Genomic DNA, 26,641 nt, shown 5'->3' with positions numbered 1-26,641 from the left:
TTTTTAATAAAATTTTAACTAATGCCTTGACAGGTTAATTCAATGCAATGTATACTGCTTTATATTAACAAAGCATTAAAGAAAGATGAGTACGTTTAAAACTGACGTTTAGAGAGTTTCCGAACTGGTGAAAGGAAATCGCAGTGAGAACAGAAGATGGTCTTTCCAATTCAGCGGAGAGTGAGCAATAGTAAACTTTCCATGGCGGCATCCAATATCATGCAAGGGTTGTTTGACCCAACGAGGTTAGTTCTGTGAAGAGCTGACAAACTAAGGTGGTAACGCGAAGCTAAGCTTTCGTCCTTTGATTATTAATAATCATTGGACGGAGGCTTTTTTATTTGAAAGGAGGACGTGACTTGATTGAATTTAAAGATGTCTCAAAGACATTTGAAACAAAACAAGGTACAGTTCATGCAATTAAAGACGTAAACTTAAAAGTTCAGGATGGCCAGATCTTCGGTATTATCGGTTATTCAGGTGCTGGTAAGACTACATTAATACGAATGTTAAATGGGTTGGAAACACCAACTACTGGTCAGGTCAATGTTAACGATGTTGAAATTAGCAAGTTAAAATCTGGCGAGTTAAAGAAACAGCGCCATAAGATCGGAATGATTTTCCAACATTTTAATCTTCTATGGTCGCGGACGGTCAGTGAAAATATTGCTTTTCCTTTGGAAATTGCCGGTGTTAAAAAGGCTGATCGAGTTAAAAAAGCTCATGAATTGATTGAGTTGGTTGGTTTGTCTGGCAAAGATGATGCTTATCCTTCAGAATTGTCCGGTGGTCAGAAGCAACGTGTCGGTGTTGCTCGAGCATTAGCGAATGATCCAGAAATATTACTCTCTGATGAGGCAACAAGCGCCCTTGATCCAGAAACAACCGATGAAGTTCTTGATTTACTCTTAGATATTAATAAACGCTTGAACATTACGATTGTTTTGATTACTCATGAAATGCACGTTATCCGTAAAATTTGTGATCACGTTGCTGTTTTAGATGGTGGAGAGATTATTGAAGAAGGCGAAGTACTAGATGTCTTTAAGAATCCACAACAAGAACTTACAAAACGTTTTGTTTCTTCCGAAGAAGCTCCATCTAAACAAGAAACTGAAATAGTACTAAGTGAGTTAATTAAAAAGTATCCAAAAGGTCGTATTGTTCGCCTAGTCTTTCATGGTGACCAAGCTAAATTACCAATTGTTTCCGAAATGGTCCATGAATTTCCAGACGTGTCTTTGAATATTATTGCTGGCGATATCCGTCAAACACAGGACGGATCAATTGGAAATCTTTATTTACAGCTAACTGGACCAACGAATGATTTAGATGGTGCAGTGGACTTCTTGAGAAAGCTCAGAGTGGAAGCAGAGGTGATTACACATGAAGGCTAATGGATTTTTTGACTTCGGTTCAGTGGATTGGGGTTCAATGCTTGGGGCCACTTGGGAAACCGTTTGGGTCACTCTAGTATCAGTATTGTTTACAGCAATCTTTGGTTATTTAATCGGTCTGTTACTATTTGAAACACGCAATAGCGACAATGTTTTAGTTAAAATATTGAACTGGTTAGTTGGTTTGTTCGTAAATGTGTTTAGATCATTGCCATATATTATTTTGATTATCTTGCTATTACCATTTACTCAAAAATTGACTGGAACAATGGTTGGCCCAGTTGCGGCACTTCCATCATTAATCTTTTCTGCATCACCATTCTTTGCACGAATTGTTGAAATTGCCTTTCGTGAAATTGATCCCGGAATCTTGGAAGCATCCGATGCTATGGGAGCAAGTGAATGGACGATTATCTTTAAGGTTTTGCTACCAGAAAGTATGCCGGCTTTAGTTTCAGGATTAACTGTTACAGCGATTTCTCTAGTAGGCTATACAGCAATGGCTGGAGCAATTGGAGCTGGTGGGCTAGGACAATTGGCTTACCAAGATGGATTCCTTCAGTATAACAATACGATTGTTCTAGTAGCTTCCGCATTGATCATTATCTTTGTATTTATCTTACAAGGGTTAGGTGATTTCTTAGTTAAACGAATTGATAAACGAGTTATTTAAAATTAAAGGAGAGAACGTCTTATGAAGAAAAATAAAATTATTACTGCAATTACGGTCACAGCAACTGTCTTATTATTAGCAGCTTGTGGAAAGAGTTCTAGCAACAATGCAAAAGATTTAACAGTTGGTGCTTCTCCAGATCCCCAATCAAAGATCTTGAAACATGTTCAACCTGAACTTAAAAAGGAAGGCGTTAATTTAAAAGTTAAAGTATTCCAAGATTATGTATTACCAAACAAAGCATTACAAAGTAAAGATATCGATGCCAACTACTTCCAACACATTCCATTCTTAGATCAATGGAATAAGAAGAATGATGGTAACATCAAGAATGCTGGTGCCGTTCATTTGGAACCAATCGCTGTTTATTCTAAGAAATACCAGAGCTTGAAGGACTTACCTAAGAATGCAACAGTCTTAGTAAGTAGCAACACACCTGACTATGGTCGTGTGCTTCAAATCTTCAAGGATGCTGGTTTAATCACTTTGAAGAAGGGTACCGATATTACTTCTGCCAACTTCAGTGCTATTGATCAAAATAAGAAGAACATCAAATTTAAGACAGGTTATGAACCTAAATTGATGCCTCAATTCTACAAGAACAAGCAAGGTGATGCTGAAGTAATCAACGCTAACTACGCTGTTCAAGCCGGATTAAACCCTGTTAAGGATTCAATTGCTATCGAAAAATCATCATCACCATACGCAAATATCATTGCTATTCGTCCTGATGAAAAGAATAACAAAGCAATTAAGAAACTTGTTAAAGTTCTTCAATCTAAGTCAACACAAGACTGGATTAAGAAGGAATACCACGGTGCTGTATTACCAGTTAAATAGTTTTTAAGAGAAGAGCTCTTCATTCAAAATTGGTTTGAATGAAGAGCTTTTTTTGATTGACTTTAATAGCATTTACCTATATAGTTAGTTACACGAGTAATTAAGTTAATAATAAACATTCGAAGGTGACAATATGCAGTTTAATTTTAATAGTACAGAGCCAATTTATCTGCAAGTTGCACGCCAGATTGAGGACGCAATTTTTACCGGTGGATTTCATGAAGGGGAGCAAGTTCCGTCGACCACGGAGATTTCGCGTGAATTTCATATTAATCCGGCGACAGTTCTAAAAGGGATGAATCTTTTAGTTAGTCAGGGATTGATTGAAAAGCATCGTGGAGTCGGCATGTTTGTGTCTAAGGGTGCTCATGGGCAGATTATTCAAGCAAGACAGCAGGACTTTTATGAAAAATATGTCATTAAGGTCGTTACGGAAGCAGTTAAACTTGATATTTCAAAAGAGGAATTAAATCGGTTAATTGAACAGGGGTATCAGTATGAAGGGAATCGAAGTTAAACAGATTACCAAACGGTATGGTAAAAAAGTTATTTTAAATGGGATTGGGTTCGAGTTAGAGCCAAATAAGATTTATGGTCTGTTAGGTCGTAATGGTGCTGGTAAAAGTACACTTTTAAATATTATGACTGATCGGGTCAGTGCGGATGATGGTGAAATTCGACTTGATGGAGTCGATATTCAGGATAATGATCAACAGCTTGGTAATATGTATTTAATGAGTGAAGTTGATTTATATCCTAAGGCTGCTAAAGTTAGTCAGATTTTTAAGTGGACAGCCCAACTATACAATGGGTTTGATATGGAGTTAGCAATGAAACTAGCTCAAAAGTTTGATTTGGATGTCAAAGCTCAGTTCAGCAAGTTATCAACGGGATATCGTACGATTATGAAACTGATAATTGCATTATCAGTCCAAGTTGAATTTATTTTTCTTGATGAACCTGTTTTAGGACTGGATGCCAATCATCGCGATTTGTTTTATAAAGAACTAGTTCAGAGTTATTCTGACAATCCAAGAACATTCGTAATTTCAACTCACTTGATTGAAGAAGTTGCCCAACTAATTGAGCACGTTTTGGTTATTGATCAAGGAAGATTGATTATTGATGATGAGACGGAAGATATTCTTAAAAATGCTTACATGATCAGTGGTGCTGAAGAAGAGGTTGATCAGTACGTTGACGGCTTAAATGTAATTGGATCTGATAAGTTGGCAAGTCTAAAGGCTTCATATGTTTTTGGTGAGCTAGATAACCGTGTCATTCCAGACCGTGTCTCCATTGATAAGATGGATCTACAGACCTTATTTATTAATTTAACTAACGGAGGACAGAATAATGAGTAAACTTTCGTCAGTTTTAAAGTATGATTTAAAACGATATCTGCGTTTTATTGGAATGGCATATCTTTGGATGATTGGAATTGTCGTAGTATTGCCTACGATTGTTCAAATTATTTCAAACGGAACCAATAACTTGGGTGGATTCATTCAGAACTTATTTAGTTCAACCCTAGTTTCAGCTATTTTTGTTAATTTTGTTTTGTTATTTTGTTTAGGATCATTAACTTATGAACGATTTGAATTCTTTATTCAAAATGGAATTTCACGTCGAACAGCCTGGGCTAGCAAATGGATAGGCTTAACACTCATGGCATTGGTCGCTAATATTTATAACCAAGTTTTCAGTATGGTCACAATTTGGGGAACAACTAAGTTTGATGATTCAGTGCCATATCTCGAAACATACGGTAAATTCTTCGGTGAACGGTGGATGGATTTAACCATGATGTTTGTTTTCACTATGATATTTACGATGTGTGTCTTTGTAATGGGTATGTTTCTTGGCAGCATCTTTGCTCTTTTAGCACGAAGTACACGGAGAATTGTTTATGTAGCAATTCCATTAATTGGAGTTATAGTTATAACCATTTTTGGTAAGTTGATCAGCAGCCACGTAATCAGTACAGAGGGAATTGATATCTTTTTGAAATGGTGTGTTGGATATAATTCATCTTTGGGCTACTTTAATCCGCTACCACCATTAGGAATTATGTTAGCTTGGATTATTATTGGTTCTTTGATTTCTCGTTACTTAAACTTAAAGTTAAAAATTAAACGAGGTGAGTAATATGGATAACGCAACTATTTCTGAATTGAAAAAGGGTGTCTTAAAGTCGTATAAAGGAAATTGGGGTGGGGTAATTAAAGCAAATATTATTCCAATCGTGACTTCAATTATGACCGGATTTTCAATTTCTTTGGCAGCGTTAGTGGGAATACTTAATTCCAAAGCTATCTCACATGCAATTGAAAATCCAACTGATTCAATGAGCGCTCAGTTTACTTCAGGTTTTCAAGCAGCAAGTAACTTTTTATGGACAGCTATTGTAGCTTTTATAGCAGTTGGAATTCAGTATGGAATATTAGATTTGTTAAAACGTAAGAATCAACCAATTGGCTTTAGAACAGCATTTCAGGCGTTTACTAAAAAATACTTTGTCTCAAAATTAGCAATTTACATTTTACAATTCATTTTCTTCATTGGATGGGGAATTCTTTCTATTCCAACGTTAGGTATTTTGTACCTTGTTAAAACATTGGCATACTCACAATCCTATTTAATTTATAAAGACGCCACTGATTTAGGAGTCGCTGACAAGTATGAATACGTGAACTTTATTACATTTAGTCGTCGATTGATGGATGGTAATAAGTGGCGATTCTTCTTAGTTCAGTTATCTACATTTGGATGGTGGTTACTTGGAGCAGTCACTTTTGGGATTGCCTTTATCTGGGTTACTCCATATCAAACAGGAGTGTTTACAAACTTCTATAAGGATTTGGCTGAAAAACAGGGCGCAAAGAAAGTATCAGAAGTGTTTGGTACAATAACTGAATAATTTAAAAAAGCGAATCTAATTGGTTTGCTTTTTTTGTGCGCTCAAAGGTAAATATTATTTTCTGAATGTAATGAATGTTAAAATTAACGCAAATGACAAATTGGGAGAATGAATATGGACAGTATATCAACAACTAGAACGAAATTAACTGAATTAAGATCTAATTTACAAATTGGGAAAATATTCTCATCACTAGGTAAATCTGCAGGCCAAATAATCGACGCTAGCAGTCATGATTTTCCAGTTAGTGAAGTAGAACTACCAGATGAGAATGATGGCATTCAGGAGCTCTTAGCACGTTTAAAAAGCGGAATGAGAGAAGGATCACTAACTGAGGTTACTGATCATGAACTATTGGAATTAGTTAGCCATCTAGGATCGCCTAATATCAATATTCGTGATAAAGGGATTTTTTACTTATTTAATGATTTAGTTCAACACCAAATTTTATCTAAAGAACAGATGACTTTAGTTTTTGATGAATTAATCAGTGATGAAATGTTACTATCACACATTTTTGAAGAACAAAATGATGCTGCTTATCAAAGATCATTTAGTGTAATGCTATTATCAACGCTGATTTATATTGATCGCGCAGGATTTCAATTTATCGATAGTGAACGTCGTAATAAGTTGGTCGATCAAATTGCCCTTTATATTGTTTTAGAAAATGATACTCGTGGATACAATGGTTCTAATGGCTGGATTCATGCATACACACATATCGGCAATATTTTGGATGAAATATCTAGTGATACCGAATTGATTCGGGCTGATAAATTACTCTTAATGGGTATTTTAATTGAAAAGTACCGCCGAATTCGTACACCACTTATTTTTGGAGAACCTAGTCGACTAGCAACATATTTAGCAGATCAACTTCAAGAGGATGATTTATATGTTCAATACGCCTTAATTGCTTTACGCGAATGGCGTCGTGCAATTGCAGGAGTTCGTGTACGAGAAACTGAAGGTATGTGGCATGCTATGTTTAATCGACAAAGATTGCTACAAGCAATGCTGTTAAATCCCAACACACCGAAAGATGTTGTGGATTACTTGGAAGATACCAATGATTTTATGATGTAGGAGGTTTTATTTTGAAGGCAATTTTTTCAGTAGCAAATAATCAATTTAAACAATCGGATATTAAAACGCCAAGTGTTAGTGGTTACGATGTGTTAGTTCAAGTTAAATCTGTATCAGTTAATCCTGTGGATGTTAAGGTTGCCTCAACTTTGGAATCTGGTAATCAGAAGATCTTAGGGTACGACGGTGTAGGAGTTATTAAAGAGATGGGGGAACATGTTAGTGGCTTTGAGCTTAATGACCGAGTCTTCTTCTCTGGTAGCAATATCCGTTCTGGAAGTAATGCTGAAATGGAAGTTATTGATAGCCGAATTATTGCTCATGCACCTTTAGAATTATCTGATGCTGACGCGGCTTCTATGCCACTTACTTCCATAACAGCATGGGAATCCCTTTTTGAAAAGATGGCTTTGATTCCCAAGGCTGATGCCAATCATCAAACTATTTTAATTATTAATGGTGCCGGTGGCGTTGGATCAGTGGCTATTCAACTTGCCAAATGGGCTGGATTAAAAGTGATTGCAACTGCTTCAAGACCGGAGACAATTGATTGGGTTAAAAAGATGGGGGCTGACCAAGTTATCAATCATCGCCTAGATTTAAAAGAACAACTTGGTGACGAAAAAATTGATTTAGCATTGATTCTTCATTCAACAGATATGTATTTACCACAGTTGGCATCAATTGTTGCTCCTGAAGGGATTATAGTATCAATTGTTGAAAATGAACATCCAATTGAAATCGGATTGTTGAAAGATAAATCAATTTCATTTGCTTGGGAGTTTATGTTCACGAAGACCAAATACCAGGTAGATGTTCAATCACAAGGAATGATTTTAGCAGAAGTTTCTAAGTTACTAGATCAGAAGTTAATAAAATCAACAACTACCAAAATCATTGACGGATTCTTGGTTGATTCATTTGAAAAAGCATACCAGTTAGTGCGTTCAAATCGAATGATTGGAAAAGTTGTAATTAAATATTAGCCCGCAAAATAGTGAAATCAACCCTTGTAGTATGGTACAATAATGATTCAGAATACGTTTGAAGGTTGGCGGAGCAAACTTAAGTTTGTAACTTTTAAACAGCAAGGTGGGTATAAGAATGAAGATTGCAGTTTTAGCTGGTGGAAAAAGTACGGAACGTAATGTTTCACTTTCATCCGGAGCAAAGATTACAAATGCGTTGAGATCTAAAGGGCACGACGCCACAATGATTGACCTTTTCTTAGGTTATGATTTGAATGGTGTATCAAATATCGATGATGTTTTTAAGGAAAGCAATACTTCAACTGATTATGAAATCAGTGATGAGGTGTTAACTGATAGCGATATTGATAAGTTAAGAACTGATGGTACAGTCGGTTTGTTTGGTAAGAATGTATTACCAATTTTGCAAGCAGCTGATATTGTTTTCCTTGCACTCCATGGTGGAGACGGTGAAAATGGTAAGGTCCAAGCTGTTTTAGATTTAAATAACATTCGGTACACCGGAAGTGGTTCTTTAGCTGCTGGTATGGCAATGGATAAAGCTATTTCAAAAGAAATTATGCTTTATAACGGTATCAAAACAGCCCAATTTAAGGTTTTACACACAGCTGATGGTACCAATCCTGAATTGGATTTTGGTTACCCAATGGTTGTTAAACCAAATAACGGTGGATCAAGTATTGGAACTATGATTGTAAAAGATCAATCAGAGTTAAGCTCTTCGTTGGAAGAAGCATTCCGTTTCGATGATGAAATCATTGTTGAGGAATTTGTTAAGGGTCGCGAATTTTCATTAGGTGTTGTGAATGGCAAAGCACTTTCTGCAATTGAAATTGTGGTTAATGATGGTTGGTACGACTACGAACACAAATTCCAAACGGGCTCAACAACTAAATTTGTAACTCCACCAGATATCGATGAAGATACTCATAATGAAATGAAAAAAGTAGCTGTTGATACAATGAATGCTCTTCAAATGGAAAATTACGGTCGTGTGGACTTCTTAGTGAACGAAACAGGCGTATATGTCATTGAAGCAAACTCATTACCTGGTATGACACCATTATCATTGATGCCTCAAGAAGCAGAAGCTGATGGTATCAAGTACGAAGACTTGTGTGAACAAATCGTTTTAGGCAAAGTAAAGTTGTATAACGAAAGATAACATAAATAAAAAGTTAACCAGTTTTTCTGAACAGGTTAACTTTTTTTGTTGAGATCATTCTAAATTTGCATGTCTCTTAAACATAGTTGCTGAAGTCTCGTTTGTTAATACCATTAAATCCATAATTGTTGCGTCGTATGTCAGCCAACTTAATTGCTCAAATAATGAGCCCATTGGTTGTAATGATATTGCCGTACTCATGTCAATAGACTCGTTTTTTGGCGTTTCACCGGGAATATTAATTATTAAATCAGAAATTTTTCCTATCTTTGAATCGGGATAGATAGTAAGTGTGGCCAAAAGAGCGCCTTGTTTCTTACTCTTTAATGCGTTTGCGATTAAACTATCAGTATTACCAGATCCTGAACCAATAACCAACAAATCATCTTTGCTAATAGAAGGAGTTGTTGGCTCGCCGACAAAATAAGTTGTGAGTCCTAATTGCATTAATCTATTGGCAAAACCACGAGCGGCAAATCCTGATCTGCCAGCGCCAGCAATAAAAATTCTTTTGGATTTTTTACACATTTTAGCTAGCTTATGTATTCGGTTGGCGTCAATCTTTTTACTATACTGGGCGAGTTCACGAATGATTTGATCAAGTATTATTTCTTGCATAATTATATTACCTCAGTGTTTTAATTTTGTTATATAACGTCTGTGCAGTATCGATGGGATGATCCGAGTGATTAATTTCGCCACCAACAATTATAATATCGGGTTTGAGTGTTTTATACTGATTTAAATTACTAAGGTTGATACCTCCTGCTACAGATAGTACTGATTTAGTACTAATATCTTTAATTCTTTGTAGTGCTTTCAATTGGGTTATTCCAATTGCTTTCTGGTCAACACCAACATGAACACTAATGTGGTTAATACCTAATTCTTCTAAGTGAGGAATGTGTGTTGTCATATTTTGCATATTAATAGTATCTAAAAAAATATTTTTTTGAATGTGTTTGCTGATTTTATGCATTTCTTTATTGTCAATTCAACCGTAATTCCAACTACGGTACAATAGTCTGCACCTGCTTTAAAAGCAAGTCCTGCTTCATATTGGCCTGCATCAACTATTTTGGTATCTGCAAGAATTTGTTTATTTGGGAATGATTTTCTGAATTGTCTTACAGCGTTCATTCCTTCTTCTATAATAAAAGGGGAACCAATTTCAAAAATATCTACATAGTTACTAATATGTTTAGCTAAGTCCAATGCGTCAACTAAACTGATATCATTTAATGCTAGTTGCAGTTTCATATAAGTCTCTCCTTTAGTTTTATATTTTAAATGAAGTCTTTTAGTAGTTGGTATAGAAGTTCAATTTCATAATCCTGAATTTTAATGTTGAATTTTTGCCTAACCGACTGAAAGATTTCTTGAGATATGGAGAAAAAGTTTTGCTCTTCGTCTGATAGTACTGACTTATCGATACTATTTTTTGAAGATCTTGAATTAATAATCATTCTTTCGAACATTAATGATAAATGCATATATAAGTTTAATTTAAGTCTTAAGCCAAACTTGGTATTGTAAAAGTTTTCATAGTGAGAGACAACATCTTGACTTTCTTGGATCACAACGTCAGGATTTAAGATTTGAAGTCTTTCTCTAATTCCTTCAATAGATAAGAAACTTACTAATTTTTCTGATAGCAAATTACATGATTCTTTACTTTCTCCGGCAGATAATAAGATATTGTGTAATTTATTAGAAGTAGATTGATCAAAAATATTGTATACATTCATAATGTCTAGATCTAGGTCAGATGTAACATCAGTAGTTGTTAATATTAGTTGTGTATTTGCAAAAAAATGAGAGTCATGATTAGTTAATAAATTATGCAACTGCTTATAATCGATAGCTATTACTTCTAAAGACTTTGAAAGTGTAGAGTCGATTAGTTTTTTCAATTCTTTTGATAGACCAACACCAGACATGCATGCAACTATGATATTTTTTTTGTTAGAAATACCTTCAAAATATTGAGTATCCGTTGTTAGGCCGTATTTTTTACTAGACTCAGCTATTGATTTAAATGTATCGTTTCTTTGTATTTTTATTCCAATATCCAAAGCCATTGCGGTTGTTAAGTTATTTACAACTAGTAATTCATTATTTGAGATATCTTTTATCTCTCTAAATGTCTGACGCAGAGATCCCATATCAAAAAGTACAATATTTCCAATAGAGGGAGAGCCTTGGGACGCCAAGTAGCTTTTTATATATTTATTAATATCACTTAGTGATGAATCAATTGGCATATCGAATGCCTCAAAAATATAGTTACCAAAAATATTATTAACAACTGATTTTATACTAGAAGCAGTATACTCACCATGTGCAAGTAGTATTGCATTAAAGTGTATAGATTCTATTTTTTCTATGTCATTGTACATAAGAATAAAAAATGGAATCCAAAAGTAATCACTATTTTGACTTTCGCTAAATGATGATTCTAAAAGTTTTTTAAATAAATAGTGTCCCCTAGGATACTGTTTTTTTATTTTATTTTGTAAGCTATGATTAATTTTTGCACTAGATATATTTTCACTACATAGTCTCGCAAACGTGAACGCTAATGATACGCTTCTCCAAAAATTCTTATCGCTTGGGAAGGTAACTCCATAACTTTTAGTAATACATTCATAGACTTTTTGTTTTATAGAATGAGCCAATGACTGTAAAATGGATTCACTATTATTACTATCTATTTGTTTTAAAACTTTAAGAACTAAAAAGTTTTGTTCTGTTATAACTTCTTTATTTTCTAAGGAAGTATTTAATTTATTAAACAGATCCTTAGCGCTCACTCCGAGCTGCAATGTGCTATTTACAATAGTATTAACACTATTTTGCAAGAAGATCTGGTTTGGATTGATTTGTATAGAATCTTTGAATGGTTTTCCGATAATCAACTGATTATCAGAAGCAGATTTTGCAAACGCCTGGGCACATAATAGTTGAATGCTGTTATCAAGTTTGTTTAGATTATTAAAATTGGCTAGGCTTATCAGTTCGTTTGGTGAAATTAATAGTTGCCTATTAATGCGAGTCGATTGTTTTTGAAGATAATTAACCACAAATGATAGTCGTTCATTTAGTGGTCGATCTGTAAGAGAAGGGAGCGATATTTCAATAACAGCGTTATTTAAGTCAGAATATTCGTATTTAATTTTTGACGTTGATGCTGATAAAATATATCTTATACGAGAGATTGTTTGTTGATTAGCATATGTAAATAGTAATTGCTGTTCAGCAACTTTTAATGCTTGAAGATTCTTAATATATATGTAATAACATTTATCAACTGAATTATTTATAATATCGTTTAAATCTTTTTTTAGAGATGAAAAGTTGTCCTTATAATTATCACAATTTATCGGAATGAATTGTGAGTTTATAGGGATTTTTTTACTCTGGATAGAGTAGTTATAAATTGATTTAGCAAATAACAATTTTCCTGTACCACGTGTACCACTCATAAATATGGGCAATCCGTTTGGCGGGTAAACAATTGCTTCGATTGCTTTTTGAACTTCCCCATAAAGACTACCTCGTGAGCCAATAAGATCGTCGAATGAAGATTTTTCAGCTTTTACTTCCCAGTAAACAGGTCTAGTTCCTGTTTTTAAGAGTCTACCGTCTTTCTCAAGCTTTGATAAGTAACTACTTGTGACTCCTCTCGTAAGTCCCATTGCAGTAGCTATCTGACTAGTAGTGATACGTTCGTTCGGAAATTCTTTTTTTAGGACTGATAAGACTTTTTCAACTGCGTTCACAATAACCATCCTTTAATCACTATTCTTAATAATTAAGCACTATAAATTGGTGACAACTATTAGCTGAGTGCTTATCATATACATTGTAAGCGCTATATATATCTAAGTCTAGTTTTAGTTTTAAAAGGTATTATCACTTGAAAGAAGGTGTGTAGTCCATAACAGTGAATACCATACATATAGGTATATATAGGTTATGTTCTTAAAAAATAAATGAAGGGAAGGAAATAAATGAAGTATTTACTACTTGTAAGTCACGGCGATTTTTCAACTGGATTACGTCAAGAGTTGAGTATGTTCGCTGGTGATGCAATCGATTCTGTAATCGCTGTTGGGCTGAAACCTGATGAATCAGCAGATAAGCTTGGTAAAAGATTTGAAGATATGCTTGAAAATTTAAAGAGCGATTCACAATTCATTGTGCTAGCCGATATTATTGGTGGAAGTCCACTTACAACCGTATGTAATGTGTTAAGTAAGAAGGATTTATTAGAAGAGAGTCTCATCATTGGTGGAATGAACTTTTCAATGGCTTTGACGGCATTAATGTCAAAGGACTCTGAAGATACACTTAACTTGAGATCAAAGATTTTAGCTGAAGCCGTGGAGGCAATTAAGCCTTTAGAGTTTAATGAACATAAATCTGATGATGATGATGATATTTAGGAGGAATAGATATGGCAATTTCATTTGTAAGAATTGATGACCGAATGATTCATGGACTCATAACAGTCCGTTGGGGTAAAGAATATCCTTGTGATGGAATTATTGCGGTGAATGATAAAGCTGCAAGTAATCCAATTTTGGCAGAAGCATATAAAGCTGCCTCTGATAAGAAAACTTTTGTTTGGACTTTGGAACACTTTGAGCAAGTAAAGGATAAGGTGTTAGCATCATCTACTAAATATTTTTTGATTACTAAGAGCCCTCAAGATATGGAGAAAATATTAGTGGATATGAAATTTAAGCCCGGTGATATTAAAACCGTTATTGTTGGTCCAGGAAATGATCGTGAAAATGCAATTAAGTTGGGTGATAATCAATCATTTACTAAAGAAGAGGGTAACTCTTTTGAAGCAATTCAAAATGCTGGATATAAAGTAGAGTTTGCTTTATTACCAGACCAGCATATTGGTAGTTGGGATAAATTTAAGTCAAAATTTGGTTACTGAGTTTGATTATAAAAATGGAGGTATAAAAAATGACAATTAGTTGGCTTCAAGCTGCAATTTTAGGATTATTTGCTTGTTTATGCTCTAACTCATGTATGGCGGGTCAAGCAGTTGGTAATTATACGATTGGCCGTCCCTTAGTTGGAGGATTAGTTTGTGGTATTATTCTTGGAAATCTTCAACTAGGTATTGCTTGTGGTGTTGCTATGCAATTAGTTTACATTGCCTTGGTTACACCAGGTGGTACCGTTTCTGCTGATGTACGTGCAATTTCATACATTGGAATTCCCTTAGCAATGGTAGCAATTACTTCTCAAGGATTAAGTCCTTTAGGTGGTAGTGCTGCAAATCTTGCTAAGTCAGTTGGAACTTTGGTTGGTACAATTGGTACGGTATTATTTTATGCAGTTGCTATGTTAAATCTAGTTTGGCAGTCATTTGGCTGGAAAGATGTTCATAATGGTAAGTTAGATAAGTTAACTGCAGTAAACTTTGGCTGGCCATGGGTATCACATGCAATTTTCTCATTCTTACCAACTATGTTATTAACTTATTATGGATCTACTGCGGTAACAGCTTTAAGAACAGCCCTTCCAATGGATGGAATTGCAATGAAGACATTATTTACAGTCGGCGGGATGCTACCCTGTGTTGGTATTGCTATTTTACTTCGCCAGATTATTGGTAGAGCAGTTGATTTTGTTCCATTTTTGGTTGGATTCACATTAGCTGCTTCATTACATTTGAATTTGGTATCTGTAACGGTAGTTTCTCTATTATTTGCTGTAATCATGTATGAAATTGAAATGACAAAAGCACAAGTCAGTGATAAAGGTGCAGTTGCGTCTGGACCAGATGATGAAGAGGAGGATATTTGATCATGGAAGAAACAAAAAATTTAAAACAGCTTGATCATAAAACATTAACAAAGTCATTCCATCGTTGGTTTTGGGGTGCACTGACTTGTTTCTCACAAGAACATATGCAGACTTTTGGATATATGGCATCAATGCTACCTATTCTAAAGAAGTTATATCCAAAACATGACGACCAAGTTAAAGCTATTAATGCATACACAGCCTTTTTTAACACTAATCCTATGTTAGGAACAGTAATTGTTGGTATCACTGCAAGTATGGAGCAAGCTCGTGCGAATGGACAAAGTATTGATGGTGAAACTATTAATGACATGCGTGCCGGACTTATGGGTCCTATTGCTGGTATTGGTGATTCATTAATTGATGGTACTTTAATTCCTATTTTGCTCGGTATTTCTCTAGGAATGTCAACTGGTGGTTCTCCATTAGGTGCTATATTCTATATTGTTTCATGGATTTTAATTGCATACTTTGGACAACGCTTCCTGTATTTCCGTGGATACAAATTTGGTGATCAAGCCGTTAGTTTCCTTGTTGGTAAGCAAGGCGCAGCAATTCGACGCGCAATTGGAATTGTTGGTAGTATGGTTGTCGGTGGTGTTTTAGCATCATGGGTAAATGTCACAACAGCCCTTCAATTAAAGGGATCAAATGGTAAGGTATTTCTTAATCTACAAGCAAAGCTAGATAGTATTTTTCCAGGCATATTAACTGTTATTGTTACTTTGTTCTGCTGGTGGTTAATGACCAAGAGACATGTATCAGCAATCTGGACTATGTTAATTCTTGTTGGTATTTCGTTTGTAGGTGTTTTAGTTGGATTCTTTAATCCTGGATTAACATATTAAAGTAGTTATTGAAATTTATAGGGTGGGATGATTAAAATGACAATCCAAGAAATGAAAAATGGATACGAACAAGAAGTTGCGTACCAGAAAAAAATGTTGAGGAATGTTGGTTATTGGTTTCAGTTAGGAACTGTTGTCAGTGGAATTGGAATTGTACTACTCTATTTCTTTCATAAAACTAACTTTGCACTAACAATGTTAGGAATTGTCATGTTTATAATTGGTTCTATCAGTATGCTTATATTTGGATATGTTGGTTGGAGAGGTCAAAAGAATATTAATGCTTTGATTGATGATTTTGATAAAAAAATTAAATTCATTGGTGGACAAACTAACCAAAAGAAAAGACATGAAATGTTAAAGAAAGTTCATAGTTAAAAGTATTGTTTGTATTAAATTTAATGAGAGGTGTATGTAATGGAATATACAATAGATCAATTGAGTCGTTTTATAGATCATACGAATCTGCATGCAGATGCTAGTGATGAGGATATAATGAAACTGTGTGATCAAGCCAAAAAGTATCATTTTAAAATGGTTGCAATTAATCAAGTACAATCCGAGTTATGTTCAAAAGAATTAAAAGAGACTGATATTGATGTTGGTGCTGCAATTAGTTTTCCATTAGGACAAACAAGCATTGCCTCAAAGTTGTTTGATACAAAGGATGCAATTGACCATGGAGCAAATGAGATTGATTATGTGATTAACATAACACAATTAAAAAATAAGAATTTTGACTATATTCGTAGCGAAATGGAACAAATGGTAAGCTTGTGTCATGAGCATGATGTACCTTGCAAGGTTATATTTGAAAACTGTTATTTGTCTAAGGACGAGATTAAAAAAGTCGCAGAAATAGCAAAAGATGTTAAACCTGACTTCATAAAAACATCAACTGGTTTCGGTATAAGCGGCGCTGAGGTAGAAGATGTTGAGCTTATGAAAAGAACAGTCGGTGAGGATGTTAAAGTCAAAGCTGCAGGAGGAATCAGAAATACTGACGATTTCCTAGCTATGATTGGTGCTGGTGCTGAACGAATTGGCACTAGTTCTGGTATTAAGATTATTGAGTCTTTAAAACAGAGAATGATCAATGATAATATTGATAAGATAAAAATTTAAATATATTGTGTAGAACCAAGCCCGATTGAAGTTGAAGGATTGGTTCTTTTTATATAAATATAATAGTACATTCCTACGTAATTATTTTTTAAGGAGATGATTATGTGGATTCATATGTAAGATGCAGTAGATTCAGTAGAGGAGAACTTTTACAAAAATATCATGATGAGGAGTGGGGGATTGCTGAGTTAGATTCTCAGAAGGTATTTGCAGCACTATCTTATCAAACTTTTCAGGCGGGATTAGAATGGAATGTGATTCTAAAGAAACGTGCTGGACTGGACGAGGTGTTTTTTAATTTTGATTATAATAAAGTATCTGAATTTGATGTAGTTAAAATAAACTCAATGTTGCATGATAGTCGAATTATTCGTAATCGAAGAAAGGTTATGGCAGTTATTAATAACGCAAGAATTGTTAAACAAATGCATCAAGTCGGACAGCCGTTTGGTGATTATATTTGGTCCTTAGTTGATTACGAAATATTCTGTTATTCTAATTTAGCTGAAATCGACGATGCTCTTAATATTTTAGTGAAACGGATTATGAAAGACCTTAAGCAAAAAGGATTTCAATTTGTTGGTATTAAAAGTACTAAATATTTCTTACAGGCAATTGGAATTATTAACGGACATGAAAGTGACTGCTTCAGGTATAACCGACGGCTGACTGAATAGTTTTGGACAAAATAAAAGAGCTGAGATATTTTTATCTCAACTCTTTGTTTTTATTTATTATCTAATCCGGTACGTACTACAAGTACATCACAAACGGCAGTTCTAGTTACATATTCAGTAACTGATCCAATTAATAAGCGTTCAACAGCGCTTAAACCAGTTGCACCAATCATGATTAAATCTGTATGTAACTCATCTGGTACGTCATTTGCAATAACTACTTTTGGTGAACCATATTCGATTGAATAATCAACATTATTAATTCCAGCTTTTTTAGCTTCATCCACATACTTATCTAAAGTTTGCTTAGCTGTTTCAGTAACTTGTTCAACCATTGCTGTATCAAAGCTAGAAATGTTTTGAAAGGCACGTGTATCAACTACGTGTAACAAGTGAAGTTCGGCACCATCATTACGCGCCGCTACGGCAACTGCTTTCTTAAATGCTAATTCTGCTTCTTTTGATCCATCGATTGGAACTAGAATGTGTTTATATTGTTGTTCTTCCATATTTATCACCCCTGCTTTGATTTAACCTTATTGTACGTTAAATAGTGGTAAATAAAAAGGTAAACACTTACATAAATCGCATTAATGTTAAAAGAACTGAAGTAGTGGCAATCATTCCGATAAATAAAGATGCTAAAACTAAATATGTATTGCCCATTAAACCTAGAATAAAGCATAAAATCGCAATACCAATTAGGATTCTTCCAGTATTCTTCAATACGCCACTAAGAACGGGATTTGAAGAAGGTTTGAATAACATAAAATCAGTTCGACGATGACTATATAGGTAATATCCCACGAATAAAATAATTAGTGCAAATAATGAAGTTAGTAATTTAATTAACATAGAATCCTCCGGTATTTAAATAAAAAGACCCCACAAAAGTGAGGCCGAATACTAAAGCAAAGTGGACTATCCAGTATCTAACCCGAGTATTCCCAGGTGGGTATGAATACTTAGCTTCGAGTTTCCTTGAAAAAGGTATACCGTTCACTAAAGATCCTCATTCCCGTATAGATGTTTGTAGGAAAAATCTGAAACTAATCCTGCTCTAGTAGTTCACTGATAGTGTACTATAAATAAATTTAAAATGGCAAGTGTTTAATCTTTTCTTTGTGCATTTAAAAGCTTTTGATATTGTTCCTTAAAACGTTGTTCATAAGTACTTGTTTCTTTAGAACTGTAGTAACTGGCATTTTTAAGGCGATCAGGCAGATACTGTTGTTTAATCCAATCATTTGGATAACTATGCGGATATTTGTAATCCACGCCGTGTCCTAATTTTTCAGCGCCTTTATAGTGAGCATCTTTCAAATGATCCGGCACTTCACCAATCTTACCATCATGAATATCAGTCAGAGCACTATCAATTGCGACAATTCCCGAATTGGACTTTGGTGAAAGGCATAGTTCGATAACTACATCTGCTAAAGGTATTCTAGCTTCTGGTAACCCTAATTTTTCAGCAGCAGTCACGGCACTCACTGTTCTCTGGCATGCAGGCGGATTAGCCAATCCAATATCTTCATAGGCAATGACCAATAAACGTCGCATGACACTTTGTAAATCGCCGCTATCTAGTAGACGAGCCATGTAATGCAAGGCCGCATCCGTGTCACTTCCACGAATTGATTTTTGAAAGGCTGAAATCACGTCGTAATGAGCATCGCCATCTTTATCCGTCACTAAAGCTTTCTTCTGAAGGCACTCTTCTGCAATTGGCAGAGTAATATGAATTGTTTCATCATCAGATGTATCAGTAGACTGAACGGCTAACTCGAGGGCATTAAGTGCACTTCTTAAATCACCATTCGTATTAGTTGTTAAAAAGTTTTTGGCATCTGAATCTAACTTAACTTTTAGTTTACCTAATCCGCGGTCAGGATCTTCAAGTGCTCGATCTAAGGCGGTTGCAATATCTTCAGGTGTTAGTGGTTTTACTTCAAATATCTGAGTTCTACTGCGGATGGCAGGATTAATTGCAATATATGGATTTTCAGTTGTGGCCCCAATGAGAATAATCCGACCATTCTCCAAATGGGGAAGGAGAAAATCCTGTTTGGTTTTATCCAGACGATGGATTTCATCTAAAAGTAGGATTACCGTACCACTCATACGAGCTTCTTCAGCTACTACCTGGAGATCCTTTTTTGTATCAGTTGCTGCGTTTAACATTCGGAATGCATACTTAGTTGACCCGGCAATTGCACTAGCAATGCTGGTCTTTCCGGTTCCCGGTGGTCCATATAGAATCATAGATGAAAGCAATTTAGCTTTAACCATTCGATTAATGATTTTTCCGGGACCAACAAGTTGTTGTTGACCAACGATTTCTTCAATCTTGGTTGGTCGCATTCGGTAGGCTAAAGGTTGCATGGAATAATCCTCCTTTCCTTGATGTTCGTAGTGTTAGTATAACATTTTATTTTATGAAAAAAGGGCGCAAAAAAACAGCACTTGCAAGCAAGGCTGTTTCCTTGAGGTGACTATAGCTTGTTGTAGTATTCAACAATAAGTGAGTCATCAATATCTGCTTCAAGTTCGTCACGTTGAGGTAAACGAACAAGTGAGCCTTCAAGCTTATCAGCATCGAATGAAACGAATTGTGGACGACCCACAACAGCTTCAACAGCTTCAGCGATAATCTTAAGATCTTTTGACTTTTCACGTACTGAGACAACTTGGCCAACTTCTACTTCGTATGAAGGGATGTCAACACGTTTGCCATCAACTGTGATATGACCATGGTTTACCAATTGACGAGCTTGACGACGAGTTGTTGCCAAACCGAGACGGTAAACTACGTTATCTAAACGACGTTCGAGTAATACCATGAAGTTTGTACCATGCAAACCTTCTTTGATCTTACCAGCGCGTTTGAATAAGTTTGAGAATTGACGTTCTGTCATTCCGTACATCATACGCAATTTTTGTTTTTCACGAAGTTGTTGTCCATATTCTGAGATGTTACGACGGTTGTTTTGACCGTGATCACCAGGAGCATAAGGGCGACGAGCAAGTTCTTTACCTGTACCGGTAAGGGACATACCTAAACGACGAGAAACTTTCCAACTTGGACCTGTATAACGAGACATAAATGTATCCTCCAATAATATTGTTTGGAGTAAAATAATCAATGTAGATTTAGTATTCGTGCAGATTGCTTTGCAACCTTCACCTTTGCAGCCGCAAGGTTACTAGTTGAACCATAAAGGCAACAACCTGTTGACGAGCTTACCATCTACTGCTGCATTATTTTACACAAAATACATCATACTCTATCTAAGCTCTTAATGTCAATGTGTGTAAGTAGTGCATCGCGGAATTTAGTAAGAGTTTCCTCATCTGATTCAGTAAATCTGTCTAAAGAAGGAGAGTCAATATCAAGTACACCGATAATATGGTCGTCTTTAATTAATGGGAGTACGATTTCTGAGTTAGAAGCACTGTCGCAGGCAATATGCCCAGGAAATTCATGCACATTTGGCACACGTAATACTTCACGATTAGCTAACGCTGTACCACAAACACCAGCACCTTTAGCAATATGCATACATGCAACTTCACCCTGAAAAGGTCCAAGATCAAGTGATTCTGAGGTTTCATCATATAGGTAGAAACCGGCCCAGTTTAAATCATCTACTTCACTTTTTAAAAGGGCAGAAGCGTTTGATAAGTTAGCAATTACATTAGTTTCATTTGTAAGTAATGCGTCAATTTGTGCAACAATAATGTTATCGATTGGTTTGGCCATAGTTTATCCACCTCGTAAAAATTTAAAATTAATTAGAATCCCTGCTTTAATACGTGTTTTGGTATGATATAATTTAACATGGATTAAATTCTAAATTTAAAAGGGACAAAAAGCAAACTTTTGTATTTGGAATAGATGGAAGAAGGATGGGGTTTAGCATGATCAAAGTATTGATTGGAATTATCGTCGTTGCGATTTTGATTTACATCGGGATTGTGGCATATCAACGATACCTGCTAAAGCAAATAAGTAGTTTAGTAGAACGGAAAGATCAAGTTAGTGATCTTCCAGTAAAAAATAAAATTGATGAAGTTGGGAGCCTGAAGCTCGCTGGTTCTTCATTGGAAGGCTATACAAAGTTAACCAATGATTATAAAGCAGTGACAACCAAGCGCTTGCCTGAAATTGATGATATCGCTGCACATGCTCGTCAAGATGTTAATGATATGAAGATTTTTGAAGCTCGTCGTGGTGTCTCAGCTATGAAAGACTCTTTGGATGCTAGTGAGGCTGAAAGTTCACGTATTAATGATCAGTTAGCTAATATTCAAAAAGTTGATCAGGACCATCGTGATGCTGTTAAAGTTTTACGTCTTAAGTATCAAGATTTGCGTAAGACGTTGTTATCACAAAACGTGGCACTTGGACCAAGCATTGATATCTTAGAAGATAACTTATCTAAATTGGACTCAGATTTTGACACATTTAGTGAAACAGTTGATTCTGGTGATCATGAAAAGGCTCAAGCCCAACTTCAACAATTACAAAGTAATACTGCTACATTGGAACAACAGATTGAAGATATTCCACCTTTGGAAGATCGTTTAACAAATGTTTTCCCAGGTCAATTGGATGAAATTCAAGACGCTTATGAACAATTAATTAACCATAACTATGCTTTCAATGATGATAATGTTCGTACAGAACTTAAAGCAATCAAAGCTAAAATTTCTGAGAACAAAGAAACATTAGGTAATTTGAGATTAGAGGCTGTTCAAAGTAATAACGAATCAATCTCAAAACGTATTGATGTTTTATACGATAAGTTGCAACAAGAAATCGATGCTCGTAAAGAAGTTGATAACAGCTTCCCAATCATTACTGATTTTATTGTTCACGCTGAAGGTCAGAACAAAGTGCTTCTTTCTGAAGTTGAACGACTTGATCAAAGTTATGTATTCAACAGTAACGAAGATGAAACAGCTCAAAATCTTAGCAGTCAATTGGAATCAATTCGCAGTGAACACGACCGCGATACTGAACAAATGACTAACCAACCAGTTGTCTATTCTGATATTTTAGCCCGTTTGAAAGATGAAAATAGTCAATTAAACGATATCGAAACTACTCAAGCAGAAGTAAACCAAAACTTACAAGCTTTAGTTGATAGCGAAAAAGATGCTCGTCGTCGTTTGCAACAGTACGATATTGAAATTCACAACATTAAACGCCATGTTGAGAATATTAACCTACCTGGAATTCCAAACGATTACATGGATTACTTCTTTGTAGTTAGTGATGAGATTGAAAAGGCAAGTAGCAGTATGAACCAGGTTCGAATTAATATGGAAATGATTAATCGTGAACTTGATATGATCAATACTGATTTACAGACGTTAACGAAGAAGACAACTGAATTAACTGATAACGCTGCGCTTAGCGAATTAGCTATTCAATATGCCAACCGCTACCGTCATACAAATGAAGATGTCGATGCCGCTAGTCGTCATGCGCAACGCCTGTTCGACTCAGAACATCGTTATGATCAAAGTTTAGAAACAATTTCGGCTGCACTTGATAAAGTAGAACCAGGATCAGTTGAAAATATTACTGAGAATTACTATCAACAAAAACACACTGAATATTAAGCATTAAGCAAAAGTTGGTTTGATGAACTACTAATCAGACCAACTTTTTTGTTTGAGATAAAAAGTAAGAATGATTTTTTCCAAATCGTTTTTCTGATATAATCAATTGTATTTTGTAAGTAGAATTAAGGAATAGAGAAGGAAAATAATGATTTATTTTGATAATAGTGCAACAACCAAGGTTGATCCCGGTGTTCTTGATACATACCAAAAGGTAAGTAACTCTGTTTGGGGAAATCCATCAAGTTTGCATGCCATGGGAGAACAAGCCTTTCATTTATTAGAACAATCACGTAAACAAATTGCTGATTTATTAGGTGCTCAACCACACGAAATTTTCTTTACTGGTGGTGGAACAGAAGGCGATAATTGGGTTGTTAAAGGTACGGCGATTGAAAAACGTCAGTATGGTAAACATCTCATTACGACTGCAGTTGAACATCCAGCGATTAAAAATAGTATGGAACAACTTGCACAACTAGGGTTTGATATTACTTATCTGCCAGTTGATGACGAAGGCAGAATTTCTATTCAAGATTTAAAGGATGCAATTCGTCCGGATACAATTCTTGTTTCAGTTATGGCTGTTAATAATGAGGTTGGAACTATTCAACCATTACTTGAAGTTGCTAACGTTTTGAAAGATTATCCTAAAATTCATTTTCATATTGATGCGGTTCAAGGAATCGGTAAGGGAATTCAGCCATTAATCATGAATAATCGAGTAGATTTTGTGACATTCTCTGGTCATAAATTTCATGCTCCACGTGGAGTCGGATTCATCTACGCTCGAACTGGACGCCGGATTGCACCACTATTAACCGGTGGTGGTCAGGAAAAGAATCAACGCAGTAGCACTGAAAACTTACCTGCAATTACTGGAATGGCTAAAGCATTACGTATTTTATTAGATGATGAAGAAGCTAAGGTTCAAAAACAGCGACAAATCAAAAGTATGATTTATGATCATGTTCAATCATTTTCAAAAGTTGTCATGTTCTCTAAAAATCAAGATAACTTTGCACCACACATCTTATGCTTTGCAATTAAAGGTGTTCGTGGCGAAACAATCGTCCATGCATTTGAACAAGAAGATATTTTCATTTCAACAACCAGTGCTTGCTCGTCCAAAAAACAACAGGCTTCAAGTACGCTAACGGCAATGAAAGTTGATTCTGATATTTCAACCAGTGCTATTAGAATTAGTTTGGATAGTGCTAATACGATGGATGAAGCACGTGAATTTAATCAAACTTTTGATCGGTTATATAAAGAATTCTCAAAAATTAACGGAAGAAGCTAGGAGATTTAAATGGAATATACTGAAATAATGGTTCGTTATGGGGAACTATCTACAAAAGGTAAAAACCGGAAAGATTTTATTAATCGTCTGGGCGGAAATATTCGTAAGACACTCAAAGTCTTTCCAGAAGTCGAAGTACACCCAAATCGAGATCGTACACATGTTACCTTGAATGGTGCTAATAGTGCGGATGTCATTGGCAGATTGAAAAAGGTTTTTGGAATTCAAAACTTTTCTCCATCATTGAAAGTTGAACGTACGATGGAAGATGTTCAACGTGGTACCTTGGAATTATTGAAAGATCAATTGAAGGCGGGGATGACTTTTAAAGTTAATACTCGTCGTTCTGACCATGATTTTGAAATCACTACTGATGTAATGAATCGAGATTTAGGTGGTTTCATTTTAGATAACTTCCCAGGAAGTATCGTTCAAATGAAGAATCCTGATATTACACTTCGTGTTGAAATTCGTTCAAACGGAATTTTCTTAACAAGTGAAATCATTCAAGGTGCCGGTGGTTTACCAGTTGGTACAGCGGGTAAGGGAATGATGATGCTTTCTGGCGGAATCGATTCTCCAGTTGCTGGGTATCTTGGTATGAAACGTGGAGTTGATATGGAAATGGTTCATTTTTTCAGTCCTCCATACACAAGTGAACAAGCGTTGGCTAAGGCTAAAGAATTAACTGGTAAGTTGGCTGCTTATGCTGGAAATGTTCAATTCATCCAGGTTCCATTTACTGAAATTCAAGAGACCATTAAAGAAAAATGTCCTGAAGGTTACCTAATGACGATTCAACGTCGGATGATGTTACGTCTTGTTGTAGCACTTGCTAAGCAACGCGGTGGGATGGCTGTTTTCAATGGTGAATCTCTTGGACAAGTTGCTTCACAGACCATGGAAAGCATGGCAGCAATTAATGATGTTACTAACATGCCAATTATTCGTCCGGTAGTTTCAATGGATAAAAATGAAATTATTGAAATTGCTAAGGAAATTGATACTTACGATCTTTCAATTATGCCATTTGAAGACTGTTGTACAATTTTTGCTCCACCTGCTCCTAAGACTCGCCCTGATATTGAAAAAACTCGTTATTATGAAAAACGAATTGATGTTGAAGGATTACTTGAGAGATCATTAGCTGGAGTTAAAATCGAAAATGTTCACGCTGAACAGAAGTTTATGAATCAGGATGAAGATGTTTTTACCGAATTATTATAATTTTAGTGTTTTTTCATTGAAATTTAATAATAAATGCTATATGGTTAACCTAATTCAAAAATATTTTATTTTTTAAGGAGTGTTGACTGTGGAAGTATTACTTGGTGGAGAAACAGTTGAACTTGTTGGTAATCCCCCTGAAGTGGGCGAACACTTACCTAAGTTCAAATTATTTGATGCAGATGGTCAAAAGATTAAAACGCGTGATTTACTCGGTAAAACAACTCTCATTAGTATTGTCCCAGATTTAAATACCCCTGTCTGTAGTGTACAGACAAAGAAGTTTAATCAAAAAGCGGATGATTTCCCTGATGTACGGTTTATAACAGTTTCCAATAACTTGCCACAGGATCAAGCAAATTGGTGTGCTGCTGAGGGTGTTTCTAATCTACAGGTGTTATCAGATCATGAACTATCTTTAGGTTATGAAATGAACTTGTATATTCCAAACGCTGGTTTCTTAGCTCGCTCAATCTTTATTATTGATGCCGATGGTAAGATTCAATATCGCGAAATTGTTCCCGAAATTCATAACGAGCCAGATTATATTGCGGCTTTAAATGAACTATCAGCACTAAAATAAGTGTTGACGGGGTCATCGTTTTTATTTACAATTCTAATTATGGCAATGATTAAGAGGAAACTAGTCGATTTAGAGACAAAGTGGTTGGTGTAAACTTTGAGGATTAGTTGGTAGCTTAGGAGCCTTTTTTCTGAAACTAAGTAGGAAAAATCGGACTTATTCAAGTTCGTTAACAACATGGAATAAGAGGGGCTTAAAAGCCCAATTTAGGTGGTACCGCGAAGCACTTCGTCCTATGTGATGAAGTGCTTTTTGTTTACAAAAAATTTGGAAATTCCAGATTGCTGAATCACTTAAATACTTAATTTTAATTTGAAAAGACCTAAGGTAATAAGTCAAGAG

At 35.3% G+C, this 26,641-nt stretch carries 30 protein-coding genes and 1 other annotated feature; of the genes, 21 read left to right on the top strand and 9 right to left on the bottom strand.

From position 1 onward, the window contains the following. The first annotated feature begins 359 nt into the window (after positions 1-359). The 10 genes from IV88_RS06205 to IV88_RS06160 all read left to right on the top strand — a co-directional run bounded on the left by IV88_RS06205 (position 360) and on the right by IV88_RS06160 (position 9,073). Positions 360-1,397: a methionine ABC transporter ATP-binding protein gene (locus tag IV88_RS06205; protein WP_057799849.1), complete on the top strand. Its 1,038-nt coding sequence runs from the start codon at positions 360-362 to the stop codon at positions 1,395-1,397. After that, positions 1,387-2,070: a methionine ABC transporter permease gene (locus IV88_RS06200; RefSeq protein WP_057799846.1), complete on the top strand. Its 684-nt coding sequence runs from the start codon at positions 1,387-1,389 to the stop codon at positions 2,068-2,070. Before IV88_RS06205 ends, IV88_RS06200 begins: the two co-directional genes overlap by 11 nt. Positions 2,071-2,091: 21 nt before the next feature. Continuing rightward, positions 2,092-2,910, top strand: coding sequence for a MetQ/NlpA family ABC transporter substrate-binding protein (locus tag IV88_RS06195; protein WP_057799844.1), 819 nt, complete (start codon positions 2,092-2,094; stop codon positions 2,908-2,910). Between the two features lie 133 nt (positions 2,911-3,043). Then, on the top strand, positions 3,044-3,427 hold the full coding sequence (locus tag IV88_RS06190; RefSeq protein ID WP_057799842.1) for a GntR family transcriptional regulator: 384 nt from the start codon (positions 3,044-3,046) through the stop codon (positions 3,425-3,427). Beyond that, entirely contained in the window at positions 3,408-4,274 is an 867-nt protein-coding gene (locus IV88_RS06185; protein WP_057799840.1) for an ATP-binding cassette domain-containing protein, read from the top strand. Before IV88_RS06190 ends, IV88_RS06185 begins: the two co-directional genes overlap by 20 nt. Next, positions 4,267-5,058: a hypothetical protein gene (locus IV88_RS06180; protein ID WP_057799839.1), complete on the top strand. Its 792-nt coding sequence runs from the start codon at positions 4,267-4,269 to the stop codon at positions 5,056-5,058. Before IV88_RS06185 ends, IV88_RS06180 begins: the two co-directional genes overlap by 8 nt. Before the next feature lies 1 nt (position 5,059). Then, positions 5,060-5,830, top strand: a complete 771-nt coding sequence (locus IV88_RS06175) for a DUF975 family protein (protein WP_057799837.1) — start codon at positions 5,060-5,062, stop codon at positions 5,828-5,830. A 114-nt stretch (positions 5,831-5,944) separates the two neighbouring features. Next, positions 5,945-6,919 (top strand): DUF2785 domain-containing protein, encoded by a 975-nt coding sequence (locus tag IV88_RS06170; RefSeq protein WP_057799835.1) that lies wholly within the window; start codon positions 5,945-5,947, stop codon positions 6,917-6,919. Positions 6,920-6,930: 11 nt separating this feature from the next. After that, the gene (locus IV88_RS06165) at positions 6,931-7,905 is read left to right on the top strand and encodes a zinc-binding alcohol dehydrogenase family protein (protein WP_057799833.1); all 975 of its coding nucleotides are present in this window, start codon (positions 6,931-6,933) and stop codon (positions 7,903-7,905) included. Positions 7,906-8,023: 118 nt separating this feature from the next. Then, the gene (locus IV88_RS06160; RefSeq protein ID WP_057799832.1) at positions 8,024-9,073 is read left to right on the top strand and encodes a D-alanine--D-alanine ligase family protein; all 1,050 of its coding nucleotides are present in this window, start codon (positions 8,024-8,026) and stop codon (positions 9,071-9,073) included. A gap of 54 nt (positions 9,074-9,127) precedes the next feature. Here IV88_RS06160 and hxlB read toward each other — a convergent pair whose 3' ends face one another. The 4 genes from hxlB to IV88_RS06145 are packed head-to-tail and all read right to left on the bottom strand — an operon-like array spanning position 9,128 to position 12,855. Further along, positions 9,128-9,691: a 6-phospho-3-hexuloisomerase gene (hxlB, locus tag IV88_RS06155; protein ID WP_057799831.1), complete on the bottom strand. Its 564-nt coding sequence runs from the start codon at positions 9,689-9,691 to the stop codon at positions 9,128-9,130. Positions 9,692-9,698: 7 nt separating this feature from the next. Further along, on the bottom strand, positions 9,699-9,998 hold the full coding sequence (locus tag IV88_RS09445) for a beta/alpha barrel domain-containing protein (RefSeq protein WP_236698612.1): 300 nt from the start codon (positions 9,996-9,998) through the stop codon (positions 9,699-9,701). Positions 9,999-10,009: 11 nt separating this feature from the next. Continuing rightward, on the bottom strand, positions 10,010-10,333 hold the full coding sequence (locus IV88_RS09440; protein ID WP_236698611.1) for an orotidine 5'-phosphate decarboxylase / HUMPS family protein: 324 nt from the start codon (positions 10,331-10,333) through the stop codon (positions 10,010-10,012). A gap of 26 nt (positions 10,334-10,359) precedes the next feature. Continuing rightward, positions 10,360-12,855: a PRD domain-containing protein gene (locus tag IV88_RS06145; RefSeq protein ID WP_057799848.1), complete on the bottom strand. Its 2,496-nt coding sequence runs from the start codon at positions 12,853-12,855 to the stop codon at positions 10,360-10,362. Between the two features lie 231 nt (positions 12,856-13,086). Between IV88_RS06145 and IV88_RS06140 the strand changes: the two genes are divergently transcribed. From IV88_RS06140 to IV88_RS06110, 7 genes are all read left to right on the top strand, one after another. After that, positions 13,087-13,521, top strand: a complete 435-nt coding sequence (locus tag IV88_RS06140) for a PTS sugar transporter subunit IIA (protein WP_057799830.1) — start codon at positions 13,087-13,089, stop codon at positions 13,519-13,521. A gap of 11 nt (positions 13,522-13,532) precedes the next feature. Continuing rightward, positions 13,533-14,027, top strand: a complete 495-nt coding sequence (locus tag IV88_RS06135) for a PTS sugar transporter subunit IIB (RefSeq protein WP_057799829.1) — start codon at positions 13,533-13,535, stop codon at positions 14,025-14,027. A gap of 29 nt (positions 14,028-14,056) precedes the next feature. Further along, positions 14,057-14,905: a PTS mannose/fructose/sorbose/N-acetylgalactosamine transporter subunit IIC gene (locus IV88_RS06130; RefSeq protein ID WP_057799828.1), complete on the top strand. Its 849-nt coding sequence runs from the start codon at positions 14,057-14,059 to the stop codon at positions 14,903-14,905. Positions 14,906-14,907: 2 nt separating this feature from the next. Continuing rightward, a complete protein-coding gene (locus IV88_RS06125) occupies positions 14,908-15,753 on the top strand; it encodes a PTS system mannose/fructose/sorbose family transporter subunit IID (RefSeq protein WP_057799826.1) in 846 nt (281 codons plus the stop codon). 36 nt (positions 15,754-15,789) lie between these two features. After that, positions 15,790-16,131: a hypothetical protein gene (locus IV88_RS06120; RefSeq protein ID WP_057799824.1), complete on the top strand. Its 342-nt coding sequence runs from the start codon at positions 15,790-15,792 to the stop codon at positions 16,129-16,131. A 39-nt stretch (positions 16,132-16,170) separates the two neighbouring features. Further along, positions 16,171-16,878 (top strand): deoxyribose-phosphate aldolase, encoded by a 708-nt coding sequence (gene deoC / locus IV88_RS06115; RefSeq protein ID WP_057799822.1) that lies wholly within the window; start codon positions 16,171-16,173, stop codon positions 16,876-16,878. A gap of 104 nt (positions 16,879-16,982) precedes the next feature. Further along, a complete protein-coding gene (locus IV88_RS06110) occupies positions 16,983-17,555 on the top strand; it encodes a DNA-3-methyladenine glycosylase I (protein ID WP_057799821.1) in 573 nt (190 codons plus the stop codon). 50 nt (positions 17,556-17,605) lie between these two features. On the opposite strand, the gene IV88_RS06105 is transcribed toward IV88_RS06110, so the two are convergent. The 5 genes from IV88_RS06105 to IV88_RS06085 form a co-directional block, all read right to left on the bottom strand. Further along, positions 17,606-18,064: a universal stress protein gene (locus tag IV88_RS06105; RefSeq protein WP_057799818.1), complete on the bottom strand. Its 459-nt coding sequence runs from the start codon at positions 18,062-18,064 to the stop codon at positions 17,606-17,608. Positions 18,065-18,131: 67 nt separating this feature from the next. Further along, on the bottom strand, positions 18,132-18,410 hold the full coding sequence (locus tag IV88_RS06100; RefSeq protein ID WP_057799817.1) for a hypothetical protein: 279 nt from the start codon (positions 18,408-18,410) through the stop codon (positions 18,132-18,134). 255 nt (positions 18,411-18,665) lie between these two features. Beyond that, a complete protein-coding gene (locus tag IV88_RS06095) occupies positions 18,666-19,940 on the bottom strand; it encodes a replication-associated recombination protein A (protein WP_057799814.1) in 1,275 nt (424 codons plus the stop codon). A 110-nt stretch (positions 19,941-20,050) separates the two neighbouring features. Further along, complete coding sequence (rpsD, locus tag IV88_RS06090; protein ID WP_057799812.1) at positions 20,051-20,659, bottom strand: 30S ribosomal protein S4; 609 nt, start codon at positions 20,657-20,659, stop codon at positions 20,051-20,053. Between the two features lie 176 nt (positions 20,660-20,835). Continuing rightward, positions 20,836-21,318, bottom strand: a complete 483-nt coding sequence (locus IV88_RS06085) for a GAF domain-containing protein (protein ID WP_057799810.1) — start codon at positions 21,316-21,318, stop codon at positions 20,836-20,838. Positions 21,319-21,476: 158 nt separating this feature from the next. Between IV88_RS06085 and ezrA the strand changes: the two genes are divergently transcribed. The 4 genes from ezrA to tpx all read left to right on the top strand — a co-directional run bounded on the left by ezrA (position 21,477) and on the right by tpx (position 26,299). Continuing rightward, entirely contained in the window at positions 21,477-23,186 is a 1,710-nt protein-coding gene (gene ezrA / locus IV88_RS06080; protein WP_057799808.1) for a septation ring formation regulator EzrA, read from the top strand. A gap of 148 nt (positions 23,187-23,334) precedes the next feature. Next, positions 23,335-24,489 (top strand): cysteine desulfurase family protein, encoded by a 1,155-nt coding sequence (locus tag IV88_RS06075; RefSeq protein WP_057799806.1) that lies wholly within the window; start codon positions 23,335-23,337, stop codon positions 24,487-24,489. A gap of 9 nt (positions 24,490-24,498) precedes the next feature. Continuing rightward, on the top strand, positions 24,499-25,716 hold the full coding sequence (gene thiI / locus IV88_RS06070) for a tRNA uracil 4-sulfurtransferase ThiI (RefSeq protein ID WP_057799804.1): 1,218 nt from the start codon (positions 24,499-24,501) through the stop codon (positions 25,714-25,716). A gap of 88 nt (positions 25,717-25,804) precedes the next feature. Continuing rightward, a complete protein-coding gene (gene tpx / locus IV88_RS06065; RefSeq protein WP_057799802.1) occupies positions 25,805-26,299 on the top strand; it encodes a thiol peroxidase in 495 nt (164 codons plus the stop codon). 36 nt (positions 26,300-26,335) lie between these two features. Then, positions 26,336-26,538: a binding site (T-box leader), on the top strand. Positions 26,539-26,641: the final 103 nt, after the last annotated feature.

Source organism: Pediococcus argentinicus, from assembly GCF_001437605.1.
Taxonomy (GTDB): domain Bacteria; phylum Bacillota; class Bacilli; order Lactobacillales; family Lactobacillaceae; genus Pediococcus; species Pediococcus argentinicus.
Note: the sequence above shows the minus strand (reverse complement) of the source record. Positions and strands in the feature narration are given on the sequence as shown.